Origin of the sequence: Nocardia sp. NPDC060220 (genome assembly GCF_042727815.1) — a bacterium.
Classification (GTDB): Bacteria; Actinomycetota; Actinomycetes; order Mycobacteriales; family Mycobacteriaceae; genus Nocardia.
The window spans coordinates 1-12130 of the sequence record NZ_JBHWZY010000107.1 but is presented as its reverse complement, the minus strand read 5'-3'; the positions used below and the strand labels follow the sequence as shown (position 1 = coordinate 12130).

12 protein-coding genes are annotated in these 12130 nt (G+C 69.1%); 7 read left to right on the top strand and 5 right to left on the bottom strand.

Annotated elements, in window-relative coordinates; genetic code table 11:
* Positions 1–587, bottom strand: a 587-nt coding sequence (locus tag ACFWF3_RS08285; RefSeq protein ID WP_379313025.1) for a GNAT family N-acetyltransferase, incomplete at its 3' end; no start/stop codon positions are given.
* Positions 588–596: 9 nt separating this feature from the next.
* Positions 597–1667 (bottom strand): hypothetical protein, encoded by a 1071-nt coding sequence (locus ACFWF3_RS08280; RefSeq protein ID WP_379313024.1) that lies wholly within the window; start codon positions 1665–1667, stop codon positions 597–599.
* A 295-nt stretch (positions 1668–1962) separates the two neighbouring features.
* On the opposite strand from ACFWF3_RS08280, the gene ACFWF3_RS08275 reads away from it, so the two are divergent.
* The 6 genes from ACFWF3_RS08275 to ACFWF3_RS08250 are packed head-to-tail and all read left to right on the top strand — an operon-like array spanning position 1963 to position 8876.
* Positions 1963–2799 (top strand): glycosyltransferase family 2 protein, encoded by an 837-nt coding sequence (locus ACFWF3_RS08275; protein WP_379313023.1) that lies wholly within the window; start codon positions 1963–1965, stop codon positions 2797–2799.
* Complete coding sequence (locus ACFWF3_RS08270; protein WP_379313022.1) at positions 2796–4160, top strand: O-antigen ligase family protein; 1365 nt, start codon at positions 2796–2798, stop codon at positions 4158–4160. Before ACFWF3_RS08275 ends, ACFWF3_RS08270 begins: the two co-directional genes overlap by 4 nt.
* Entirely contained in the window at positions 4157–5221 is a 1065-nt protein-coding gene (locus ACFWF3_RS08265) for a glycosyltransferase family 4 protein (protein WP_378991889.1), read from the top strand. The genes ACFWF3_RS08270 and ACFWF3_RS08265 overlap by 4 nt, the downstream gene beginning before the upstream one ends.
* Positions 5218–6816: an oligosaccharide flippase family protein gene (locus ACFWF3_RS08260; protein ID WP_379313020.1), complete on the top strand. Its 1599-nt coding sequence runs from the start codon at positions 5218–5220 to the stop codon at positions 6814–6816. Before ACFWF3_RS08265 ends, ACFWF3_RS08260 begins: the two co-directional genes overlap by 4 nt.
* Positions 6755–7792 carry a beta-xylosidase gene (locus ACFWF3_RS08255; protein WP_378991891.1) on the top strand — a complete coding sequence of 346 codons (1038 nt, stop codon included), beginning with the start codon at positions 6755–6757 and terminating at the stop codon, positions 7790–7792. The genes ACFWF3_RS08260 and ACFWF3_RS08255 overlap by 62 nt, the downstream gene beginning before the upstream one ends.
* Positions 7779–8876 (top strand): glycosyltransferase family 4 protein, encoded by a 1098-nt coding sequence (locus tag ACFWF3_RS08250; protein WP_379313019.1) that lies wholly within the window; start codon positions 7779–7781, stop codon positions 8874–8876. The genes ACFWF3_RS08255 and ACFWF3_RS08250 overlap by 14 nt, the downstream gene beginning before the upstream one ends.
* 51 nt (positions 8877–8927) lie before the next feature.
* Here the strand turns inward: ACFWF3_RS08250 and ACFWF3_RS08245 are convergent, their stop codons facing one another.
* Positions 8928–9563, bottom strand: a complete 636-nt coding sequence (locus ACFWF3_RS08245) for an MspA family porin (protein WP_379313018.1) — start codon at positions 9561–9563, stop codon at positions 8928–8930.
* A gap of 190 nt (positions 9564–9753) precedes the next feature.
* Complete coding sequence (locus tag ACFWF3_RS08240; RefSeq protein ID WP_379313017.1) at positions 9754–10866, bottom strand: class I SAM-dependent methyltransferase; 1113 nt, start codon at positions 10864–10866, stop codon at positions 9754–9756.
* 14 nt (positions 10867–10880) lie between these two features.
* Between ACFWF3_RS08240 and ACFWF3_RS08235 the strand changes: the two genes are divergently transcribed.
* A complete protein-coding gene (locus ACFWF3_RS08235; protein ID WP_378991895.1) occupies positions 10881–11444 on the top strand; it encodes a dTDP-4-dehydrorhamnose 3,5-epimerase family protein in 564 nt (187 codons plus the stop codon).
* Here the strand turns inward: ACFWF3_RS08235 and ACFWF3_RS08230 are convergent.
* Positions 11422–12130 (bottom strand): NAD-dependent epimerase/dehydratase family protein (locus ACFWF3_RS08230; protein WP_379313016.1); only part of this gene is annotated, 709 nt, incomplete at its 5' end. The genes ACFWF3_RS08235 and ACFWF3_RS08230 overlap by 23 nt on opposite strands.

The window sequence follows — 12130 nt, the reverse complement described above, 5'->3', positions numbered from 1 at the left end:
CACAACGCGTGGTCACGCAGCGACCCACCCGCGTCGAAGGCCACGGCCATGGTGGCTTCCTTGCGGAAGCCGAGGGCGCGCACCGATCCGGCGGCGGGCAGGTTGGCGGGCGAGATCGGCGCGACAACGCGTACCAGCCCGAGCGCGGTGACCCCGTAGTCGAGCAGCATCGCGCCCGCCACGGTGATCACCCCGTGGCCTGCCCAGCGGGCGTCGATCCAGGCGCTGGACTCGGCGGTCCTCGTCGCAGTGTCGATGACGCAGTACTCCAACTGTCCGACGAATTGTCCGTCGACCTCGATCGCACCCGTGTAGCGGCGTCCGGCGCGCATGTCGGCACGGGCCAGCAGACATTCGCGCGCCCAGCGCCGCGCGGTGTGCCGTCGTTCCCACGGCAGCGGGGAGGTGCTCCAATACGGTTCGATATGGGCGCGATCACGCAGTCGGATCTCGCGCCACGCGGCGAAATCCGACATCCGGGGTGGGCGCAATCGGATCTCGTGGCCGTTGTGCCGCACCGGGCCGAGGGTCAGCTGTGACAATTCGCGGTCGCTCGGCCGTTGTTTGCTTCGGTAGGAGATGGTCACGCCGCGGAGCTAGCTGTCGCGTGGTTCGGTGGGAGTCGCGCGCGGACTGCCCGGCGTGTACCCGACCCGAGGCAGCGCCATGGTCTCGGGATCGTGCGAGAGGGTGGCCGAGCGCGGGGTGACCGGGGCAGCGCGGCGTGGCGGCGTGTCGAACGACGCCGGGGGAGTCGGCGACGCGCGCATCCGGGAATCGGCGGCGGGTGCACGGGTTTCCACCGCGGGAGCACGGTTTTCGGGTGCTCGGGTTTCCGGCGTGGGCGCGACCTTGTCGATGTCGGCCCCCGTGGGATCGGCAGGCTTCTTGCCGCCACGTCGACGGCCACGAGCCACCCCGGCCAGCACCAGACCTTCGGCGACCACGATCACTGTGGCCAGCGCGGCGAACAGCCCTTCCTGTACCGGGTGCGGGGCGACCAGTTCCCAGGAGGGCGCGGTGAGCACCGTCAGACGCGCCGGGCCGAGTACCTGGCGGAACTCGGTCTCGCGCGCGACATCACGGGCGTCGAAACTCAACTCCGGGCGCAGCGGATCATCGGAGAGCCGCTTGGAGAAGGTGTCCTCGACCGCGCGCCGGTGTGCCTCCAGGTCGGCTGCGGACCGGGCGATCGCCTCGGTCCGCATCTGGGAACCGACGCTGTCGAGCGACTGTTCGACCGCCACGACCAATTTCGAGGCCTGCTCGGGCGAGCCGGCCTCGGCGGTGATGATCAGCAACGACGGCGCGGGACCGGTCATCGCCGACACCCGCGAGCGCAGATCCGCTTCCGAGGGTGCGAGCCCGTTCTTCACCACATCCGAGAGCACGCGGGTATCGGTGACCATCACGATGTAGGGCTGGGTCAGTTCGTTGAACACCGCGCCGATGGAGGGCTGCGAGATCTGGACGGTGATGCTCGCCTGGTAGGTCCGCTCGCTCCCGTCACGAACCAACCACACCGCGCCGCCGACGATGATCGCGGCGACCAGGGCGAACGGCAGGACCCGGATCAGCTGGCGGAGGTGGCCCGCGATGTTCACCACGGGCATCGACCGCCCGCCGGAGTCGAGGTCGGCGGTCGACGGCGACTCGGTACTGCTCACACTTCCCCCACATTTCACGCATCAACACTTCTCGATCACCGGCCCCCGAAGCCGGTACGGCCGTCACTTCGGCACGACCGAGTTGCGATGACGATACCTCAGGTCGGCCGGACGGTCGCGTCGGCGAACGCGGCCGAACCCCGCCGAACCTGCACTGTTCACTCGCCGGTAAGTCGCTGGGAATTCCACGGCGAACATCCGCGGGACCCTCCAGGTAGTCTGATCTACGTTCGCCCTTGATGGGTGCGGGACGGCTGAGCCGTCGGCAAATGGATGTCATTGAGGGGTAACGGCTGTGGGGGTTCGAGTGTCGGTATGTGTACCGGCCTTCAACGCGGCGCGCACGATTGTCGAGACGCTGGAGTCGATCAGCGCGCAGGATTTCGACGACCTCGAGATCGTGGTCGTCGACAACGCGAGCACCGATGGCACGGGTGATCTCGTGCGGGCGTTCGACGATGCGCGCATTCGGTTGTACACCAACGACACCACCTTGCCGATCGAGCAGAACTGGAATCGGGCGATCGAACTGGCCGGCGGCGAGCTGGTCAAGCTGGTCTGCGCCGACGACATGATCGCCCCGGGCTGCCTGTCGGCGCAGGTCGAGTCGATGGACGATCGCGAGATCGCGGTCGCCGGCGCCAAGTTCGACGTCGTCGACGACGACGGTGTGGTCCTCGCGCGGGGGCGCGGGCTGCCAGGACTGGTGGGCCGATGCTCGTCGCGGACCGTACTGCGCACGCTCGTACGCAAACTACCCGACGACGTGTGCCCGACCGCGGCGTTCCTGTTCCGTCGCGCTGATTTCGCCGCTACCACCGGTTTTCGCGCGGACTTCCTGTACGCGATGGATGTCGACCTGGTCGCGCGGCTGTGCGGACGCGGAGAGTTCTTCGGCCACGATCGGGTGCTCGCGATCAACCGCGCATCGGTGTTCAACTACTCGAGTACGACATCGTCGGCGAGCAAATTCGCCGACGTGCTGCGGTTCAACCACCATCACCGTCGGCAGTTCGCTGACCGCGTCGGTGTGATCGATGTCCTGATCGGCGACGGTCGCGTGCTGCGCCAGGCGCTGGTCCGGGTATCGGCGCGGGCCGCGCGGTTGTTCGGGCGAGGCGCGCGGCAGTGAGCTCCCTGTTGTACGTGGTGGCCCTGCCGGTGGCATGGGTCTTCCTGCGCTGGATCTGGCATCGGCCCCAACGGGGGGTGTTGCTGGTGGCGGCGTTGGTGCCGTTCAACGGATTGCTGCTGATCGCGCCGGCGTGGATGCGGGTCGACGGCTGGAAAGAAGCGATGCTGCTGCTCACCCTCGCGGTGGCGGCGTTCGTGCCCCACGGGCGAGTCGACCCGCGTCCGGCGTTGCCGTGGTGGTCGATCGGCGTGGTGCTGTGTGTGTTCGGGGTCGGTTCGGCGTTCCTGACGGCGGGAATTCTGGGCATTTTCGCGATCAAGATCACGTTCTTCTACTTCATCGTGGTGCCGCTGATCCTGTACCTGCGTCCGTTCACCGCGCGCGATCGCGATCTGCTCATCACGATCATGATGGTCGAGTCGGTCGGAATCGCGGTCTTCGGCTTGGCGCAGCAGGCGATCGGGCCCGCCGGGCTCGCGGAGATGGGCTACAAATTCAACGAGACGATCCGGTTCTCCGGTGGTCTGATGCGCTCGTTCGGATCGTTCAACCAACCGTTCCCGTTCGCGTTCTATCTGGTCACCGTCTTGCTGGTGGGCGGATCAGTCGCGCTGGCCGCGCCGCGACGGCTACGCAATCGACTGTTCCTGCTGACGACTCCGGTGCTGGTGGCCGGTGTCGCGGCCAGCGTCGTGCGCGCCGCGCTCCTCGGGTTGCTGATCGGTGTGCTGGTGCTCGCGGTTGTCCGCTATCGGCGACAACTCAAAGCGGTGATCATCGGCGGGGTCGCGTTGATCGTGGTGGCCGGCGTCGGGGCGTCGTCGCAGGCGCGCAGTTCGCTGTTGTCCTCGGACAGCCTGGCCGCACGCGAGACCGGGTGGAAGGTCGTGACCAGAACGGTTCCGAGTCATCCGTTCGGTGAGGGCCTCGGCTCCACGGGGGCGGCCAAGGCGGCCCAACTCGTCGCCGAGCTCGGCCCGGCCGCCGAGAAATTGCCCTATGCCACCGGCGAAGTCCAGATCTACGGGCGCCCGTACCAACCCGACAACTACTACGTGAAGCTGCTCATCGAACTCGGGCCGATCGGGGTGTGGTTGTTCTGCGCGATCCTGGTGGTGATCTATCTGCTGGCGTTGCGTTCGGCGCGCACGATGACCGGCAACGACGCCGCACTGGCCCTCGGGGTCGCGGCGGCCGTGTTGTCGAGTGCGGTCGCGGCGGTCGCGTCGAGCTACTTCGAGATCTTTCCCAGCGATTTCTACTTCTGGTTGCTCGCCGCGGTCGTCGGCTGCGCGGTCTCCCAGCACTCCCCAGCCCAGGCCGTCGAGCGCAGCCCCGTCCCCGAACAGGTGTCATGAATTCTGCTGCGAACAGCCGGCCCACCGTGTGTTTCGGGGCGTTGGCCTACCGACCCGACGGCGCCGGGGTATCGACGTATCAGCGGGAACTGCTGGCGCAGTTGCCTGCGCTGTTGCCGGGTGCCGAGCTGTCGGCGCTGGTCCAAGCCGACGCGGCGAGTTCGCTGCCGTCCACCGTCTCGGCGGTGTCGCGGCCGGTGGCGGCGGGTGCTCGCCGCGCGTGGCACGGCGTCGCGCCGCTGCGCGGATTCGATGTGTTCCACGGCCTCGATGTCGACCTTCCGCTGGTCGGGCCGCGCGCCACGGTCGCCACGGTGCACGACCTGTCGGTTTTCGATGTGCCGTGGGCGTTCAGCCGCTATCGGGCGCGCGGGGAACAGCTGCTGGTCCGGACGTCGTTGATGCGGGCCGATCTGCTGATCGCGGTATCGGAATTCACCGCCGAACGGATCGCGGACAAGTTCGGCCGTGCGGCGGTCGTCGTGCCGCTCGCTCCCGCCGACTGGGCGCGCGTCCCCGAGGCCTCCGCGGTGGACCGGGTGCGTGCGGACTACGACCTGCCGCCTCGATTCATCCTGCAGGTGGGGACCGTCGAGCCGCGCAAACAGGTCGGGATGCTCGCGGAAGTGGCGCGTGCCCTCGACATTCCGCTCGTGCTGGCCGGGGCCGGATCCACCGGTCCGCAGGCCCCGGCCACCGCGATCGGTCTCGGTTATGTCGACGCCGCCGATCTGCCCGCGCTGTACGCGGCCGCGACCGTGGTGGCCTACTGCTCGGAGTACGAAGGATTCGGGCTGCCGCCGGTGGAGGCCATGGCGTGCGGTGGCGCGGTGGTGGCCAGCGCGGTCGGCGCGCTGCCACAGGTCTGTGGCGACGGCGCCGTGCTGGTCGCGCGCGCGAATGTCGAGTCGTGGACGGCGGCCGTGCGCCCACTGCTGCACGACAGCGTCGGTAACACCGCACTGCGCGAGCGTGGTCTCGCCGCGGCGTCGACGCTGAGCTGGCGGGCCACCGCCGAGGCGACGGTCGGCGCCTATCGCGGCGCCGGGTTGATTCCGTGACGACCGAGGCGAAACCGTCGGTTCCCGATCGCCCGATCGGGGGCCGCGCCGCGCTGTCGGGCCGGGCCGCCGCCAACAACACCGCCGCGATGCTGGCCAGCCGGATCTTCGCCGCGGTGCTCGGCCTGCTCGGCACCATGCTCACCGCCCGCATGCTGCCCGCGGTCGAATGGGGCTACTTCTCCTTCGTGTTCGGTCTGCTCGGCATGCTCGCGATCGTCACCGATCTGGGTGTCGGGCGCGCGGTCATCGGCAAACTCGTGCACGGCGAGCCCGCCGAGGTCGCCGAGATCGCGAGCTCGTTCATCGCGCTGCGGACCGTACTCGGGCTGCTGGGCTACGGGGTGGCCCTGGGCTATGTGGTGGTGCTCGGTTGTCCACCGCAGGTCATCGTGGCGACAGCCATCGCGGGGCTGGTCGTGGTGGTCGCGACGCCGAGCAACGCGCTCACCGTGCTGTTCCAGTCGACCATGCGCTTGACCTTGGTCGCCGCGGCGGAGTCGATCGCCCGCCTTGTCCAGGTGGCGCTGACCGTCGTGGCGGTGCTGTGGGCACCGACCTTGCTGATCGTGGTGATCCCCGCCGTGGTGTACGAACTGATCGCCATCGCGATCAAGATCGTCGGCGTGGGGCGGGGGCTCGGTGGACCGATCCCGGCGCGCCGCGTCGAACTGCGCTGGTGGGGCGGCATGCTGCGCGAGGCGCTGCCGCTGAGCATCGGCTTGGCCTTGATCATCATGCTGCAGAAGGTCGGCCTGCTGCTGCTGGGTCATTTCGACACCTTCGAATCCGTCGGGATGTTCGCGGTCGGTATGAAATTCGCCGACCTCGTCGACACCGCGGCGATCGCTGTCGTCGCCCCGTTGACCACGCTGCTGATCGCGGTATGGCCGGCCGACCCCACCGGATTCCGGCGCTACTTCCGCCAGTCGGGTGCCGCGCTGACGGCCCTCGGTCTTGCCGCGCTGGTCGCCTTCTGGCCGGTCGCGACCCAGGTGATCGACCTGCTCTTCGGTGCGAAGTTCGTGTCCGCGGTCGACGCGAGTCGCTACCAGATCATCGGCGGACTGCTCGGCGCGCTGGCCCATCTGGGCCTGGTCGCGCTGATGGCTGCCGGGCGCAACTACCTGATTCCCTGGATCGCGTTGCTCGCGTTGGCCGTCGACCTGGCGTTGTCGTGGCCGCTGATCGCGTGGCTGTCGTTCGAAGGCGCGGCCGTCGCCGGTCTGGTGGCCAATGTCGTTCTGCTGATCGGGGTGTGGCTCGCGCTCGTCGCCACGGTGCGGATCGGGCGGTTGATCCCGGTCACCTCGGTGGTGTCGGTCAGCGCCGTCGCCGCCGCGGTGATCGTCCCCGCGACGATGATTCAGCAGCGGTGGGAGCCGCCGTGGATTGTCACCTCGACGGTGGCCGGTGTGTTGTACCTTTTCCTCGCCGGCTGCGTTGTGCGCTGGACCGACGGATTGACGATACGAAGCGTGCGAGGGCCGAAATCTGATGACACTGTGGCGATTCGCTCGGATGATCACCACCGTGGCTCTCACCCTCACCCTGCTCGGATGCGGGACACCGACGATGTCGACCGTGCTCGATGAGCGCGTGAACGAGACCGGACTCGGCATCGCGGGCGGGCACTCGTGGCTCACGCTGAGCACCGGCGAATTGGACCGCCAGATGAAGGGCGTGGTCGACGCGGGCGCCACCTGGATCAGGATGGATCTGGACTGGTCGCTCATCGAGCACGATCGTGGCCGCAAGGACTGGTCGATGACCGATCGGGTGGTGCGGTCGGCGCGCGCCCATGGGCTGCACGTGCTGGCCATCCTCACCTACTCACCGCCGTGGGCACGTCAGGACCCGGGGCCCGGCGGAAACAAGGTTGCCCCGTACCCCGCGTTGTTCGGCCAATTCGTCGCCGACGCGGTCGAGCGCTACCGCGATCAGATCAAGCACTGGGAGGTCTGGAACGAGCCCAATGTCACCAGCTTCTTCGCGCCGCTGCCCCATGTGGGTCTGTACGCCCAGCTGCTCCACCAGGCGGCGACGGCCGTGCGCACCCGCCAGCCGGGTGGTCAGGTGTTGGTCGGTGGCTTGGCGCCCGCTGCCGACAACGGCCGCGACATCGCGCCGTCGACGTTCATCGAGCGCCTCTACGCGCTGGGCTCGGCTCTCGACTTCGACGCCATCGCGGTGCACCCCTATTCCTATCCGGAACTGCCCTCGTCACCGAGCCGGGACAACGCCTTCCAGAACCTGACTCGAATTCGGGCGATCATGGACGCGCGCGGCGACACATCGAAGCGGTTGTGGCCCACCGAATTCGGCGCGCCGACCGGTACCGGAGCACGCGCGGTCGACGAGCAGACCCAAGCCGAGATACTCGGCGGCGGCCTGGACTCGATGGCGGCGATGCCCAATATCGGCCCTGTTTTCGTCTACTCCCTGATCGACGCGGGCGACGATCGCCAGAACCTGGAGGACAACTTCGGCATGCTCCGTCGCGACTATTCGGCGAAACCGGCACTGGCGCAGGTCCGCGCCCGCGCGGAGGTGCTCCGTGCGGGACAGTAACCACGGGCGCGAGCTGGTGTTCGTCGCTCACACCGGACAGGCGTCGGGCGCGGAGAACGTGATGCTGGCCCTCGTGGACTTGGCGCTGGAACGTGGCTACCGGGTGCGGGTCGCCTGCCCGGACGGTCCGTTGCGGGAACGGCTGCCCGCCGCAGTCGAGCACATCGGCATCGCCGGGCTGGGGCTGGCGGGTGAACGGGGCCTGCGCCGGTTGACCGCCGCGCTGGTGATGCTGAAGAACTGGATCGGTGCGGCATGGCGGCTTCGGAAGCCGCTGCGCGACAGCCGAACCCGGATCATCGTCAATTCCACCATGGCGTTGCCCGCGCTGGCGCTGGCCTGTCCGCATCGGCGCTCGGCGGCCTGGTTGGTCCACGACATCCTTGCCAGCCGACGGCAATACGGCGCAGCCTGGGCCGGCCGTGCCGCGGTGGGCCACGCCATCGCGGTCTCCGAGACCGCCGCGGAGCCGCTGCGCCGGCGCGGCTTCGATGTCGATGTCGTGTGCAACGGCGTGACCTGGCCGGTCGAACCCGCGCCCGTCATCGAGCGCACGCCACCGGTGGTCGGCATCCTGGGGGTGGTGACCTCATGGAAGGGCCACCACGTTCTGCTGGAGGCCGTCGCGGGGTTGCCCGAGGTGCGACTCGAAATCGCCGGTCGGGCATTGCCCGGCGACGTGACGTATCTGGCCGAGCTCCGCGAGCGCGCCGAACAGCCCGACCTCGCCGGTCGGGTCGCCTTTCTCGGTCAGGTTGACGCGATGACCACCCTGCGGGGCTGGGACGCGGTGATCTCGGCCAGCGTGCTGCCCGAGGCCGGTCAGCTCGTCGTCCTCGAGGCGATGAGCCTGGGTGTCCCGGTGATCGCCACCGATCACGGTGGTTACGCCGACGACCGCGTCATGGTGTGCGTTCCCCCCGCCGATCCGGTCGCGTTGCGGGCGGCGATCGAGCGGGTCACCGGTGACCCGCGGTTGCGGTCGCGCTTGCACGAGGACGGTCGGGCTCGTGTCGCGGCGGCACACGATCGGTCGCGCACGCTGCCGCAGATGCTCGACGCTCTGCTCGCCACGGCACCGTGACAGCGATGGACCCGGCGAGTGAGTTCGCTCGCCGGGTCCATCGGGTCGTGATCAGATCGAGAAGGTCTTGCCGTAGGTGACGACGGTGTCGCCGGACGAGCCGACGATCCGCACGAATGGGCGGACATTGGTCTGGCCGAGCACACCGGTGACAGTGCCGTGGAAACCCGAAAGACGCAGTACACCTTCGGCGCCGGCGATCTCACCGCCGGCGACCTCGACCTCCTGGATGCCGGGGCCGAAGCCGGCGGCGAGTTCGATGCCCGCGCGCGGGATGAGGCCGTCGAGCTTCACGGTGGGGCCGTCGGCGCCGACCTCGAGGCCGAGGCTCGGGGTGGACCACTCGAACTTGATCCTGCCGTCGAGGGTGGCGGGGTAGCCGACCTGATAGCCGAGCGTGATGCGACCGGACCAGGTCTCGGCGTCGGGGCCGGTGACCAGGTAGGAGGCCGCGCCGCTGTGGAACCATTCGCGGGTGAGCGGATTGCCGTCCAATGGTGCGACGAAGTCGATCCGGGTGTCGGACTGGATCGCCTCGACGGTGCGGTTCTTGCCGTCGAGAACAGTACTGCTGCTGTCGATTCCGGCAGCAGCGGCGCCTGACCCCATGGCGAGACCGACAGCGATGGCCGATACCATCGCCGCGATCCGGAGCGCGCGTGGTGCGAGCACGGTGGTTCCCCTCATCAGAATTCTTCCCCTGGATACTCGCCCGTCGAACGCTGCGTTCGGCGCCGCATTTCCCCTTGCGACCCGGGCACCGGCCACCGCGACACTGCGGCGGTCCAGCGGTGACCCGAACTCGATCATGGTGCGGCGCTGGGCATTTCCGAGTATCCCACGTCCTGCGATCATGCGCCGATCGACATAAGGTCGGCTATCCCACAGTCTTGCCATGCCTGTCTCGGTTGCGTGGGCCCGCCGGATCGTCGATCATCCACCGCCCGTCGAGTTCGGGCAGTGCGGCGCTCACCTCGGTGAGCAGGTCCGGCAGCGTCAGCAGCACGACGTCGGGCTCGGCGGCGACCAGTTCGGCGGGGGAGATGATGGGCACATCGGTGCCGGGCATCCGGCAGCCCTGCTTTCCCGGAGCGGCGTCGGCGACCCCGGCGAGCAGGCCGCGGTGCGCGCCCGCCATGCTCAGCAGCGCCACCGCGCGCGACGCGGCGCCGTAGGCATAGACCCGACGGCCCTGCGCGGCACCGGCGTCCAGCCAACCGCGCAGGGCGCGGACATGACGGTCGACCGTCTGCTGCAACTCGGCGGCCGCGCTCAGTGCGTCGGCTTCGGCGACGAGAAGGCTGTCGATGGTGGCGTCGGGGGTGTGATCGCCGTGGCGAACGGCCAGGAGCACCGTGCCGCCGTAGAGGTCGAACTCCCACGCGGTGACCACGCTCATCCCCGCCGCCCGCAACAGGGTGCGCAGAGCGGCCAGTGAGTAGTACGCGAAGTGCCCGTGCCGCAACGCGTTCCATTGTCCCTGCGTGACGATGGTGGCCAGTGAGTGGTATTGAACGAGCAGCACCCCGTCGGGCGCTGTCGCCGCGGCCCGTGCCGCGAAGGCCGCGCGCTGATCGGGTTCGTGCATGATCCCGAAGCAGTCGAGCACCACATCGGCCGGTTCCCCGGTGTTCTCGGTGAAGCCGTGCTCGGCGAGCAGGGGCAGCCAGGTGCCGCCGTGCGGGCTACCGAATTCGGTGACCGTCGATCCGCGCAGCAGCCCGGCGGTGTGCACCAGACGCACCGCCTCGGCGGCCTGGTCGCGCAGGGCCAGCGGCTCGATACCGCGGGGCTCTGCGGTGACAGTGTCGTCGTCGGCCAGCTGAGCCAGCCCGCATGCCGCGCACCGGTCCATCCGCAGGGGGTGGCCGGATTCGGTGGCGGCGACCGGAGCGTCACGTGGCGGAAAGTGATCCGCCGCCGGGACCGCGCCGAGATCGAGGACGGGAACGAGCGCGGTCTTCGCGCAGCCGCGGCATCGGTGGGTCATGGGAGTATGGCCTCGTGCGTATCGAGCGGACCGAATTGGCCGACGTAGTGGTACTCGTTCCCGAACCGTTCCGGGACGAGCGGGGGTTGTTCACCCGTACCTTCGACGCGGGCGAGTTCGACGCCCATCTCGGGGTACCGGGTGCGGCGGCGGCCTTCGTGCAGGATTCGCAGTCGCGGTCGGTGCGCGGGGTGATCCGTGGCATGCACGGGCGCGGCGGGCGCGGTGAGGCCAAGCTGGTGCGGTGCGCGCACGGCGCCGTGCACGACGTGCTCGTCGACATTCGTCCCGGTTCGCCGACTTTCGGTGCGCGCCAGGCGTTTCGGCTCGACGACGAGCAGTTCCATCACCTCTATGTGCCGCCGGGTTTCCTGCACGGGTTCCAAGCGCTCACCGAGATCGCCGACGTCTGCTACCGCATCGACCGTCCGCACGATCCCGCCGAGGACCTCGGGGTCGCCTATGACGACCCCGAACTGGCCATCGCATGGCCGTTGCCCGTCGGCCCGGTCTCCGCACGTGACGCGCGGGCCGGGACCTGGGCCGCGCTGCTGGCTACGCTGACGCCGGCGCACTGATCCGGCGCAGCTGTGCGTCGAGCACCCCGGAGTCGCACAGGCCCTGCAGGTGCGGCAGCCGGGTGTACCGGCGGAAGAACGCGTCGGCGGTGAGTCCGCGCGCGGTGTACTCGGTGTAGAGCTCGGCCGCGCCCGCGGGAACCGTCCACTGCGCCTCGAAGCCGAGAACCGCACGCGCGTAGGAGAAGTCGACCCGGTAGGACCGTGGGTCGGCGCCGTTCTCGCCGGTGATCAGCAGCCGGGATCCGGGGACCGCGTCGACCACCGAGGCGGCGATCTCGGCGACGGTGAGGTTGTTGACCTCGGTGCCGATGTTGAACGCCCGGCACGAGATGTCGGCGGCGGGCGCGGTGAGGCAGGTGGCGAACGCGGCGGCGATGTCGGCGGCGTGCACCAGGGGCCGCCACGGGGTGCCGTCGGAGAGCACCTTCACCTCGCCGGTGAGCACCGCGTAGCCGACCAGATTGTTGAGCACGATGTCGGCCCGCAACCGCGGCGAGAAGCCGAAAGCGGTGGCGTTGCGCAGGAATACCGGAACGAAGTTGTCGTCGGCCAGCGCGGCCACATCGTCTTCGACGCGGACTTTGCTCTCGGCGTAGGGGGTGATCGGGCGCAGCGGGGCGTCCTCGGTGACGAGGTCGGCTCCGGCGGCGCCGTAGACCGAGCAGGTAGACGCGTAGAGGAAC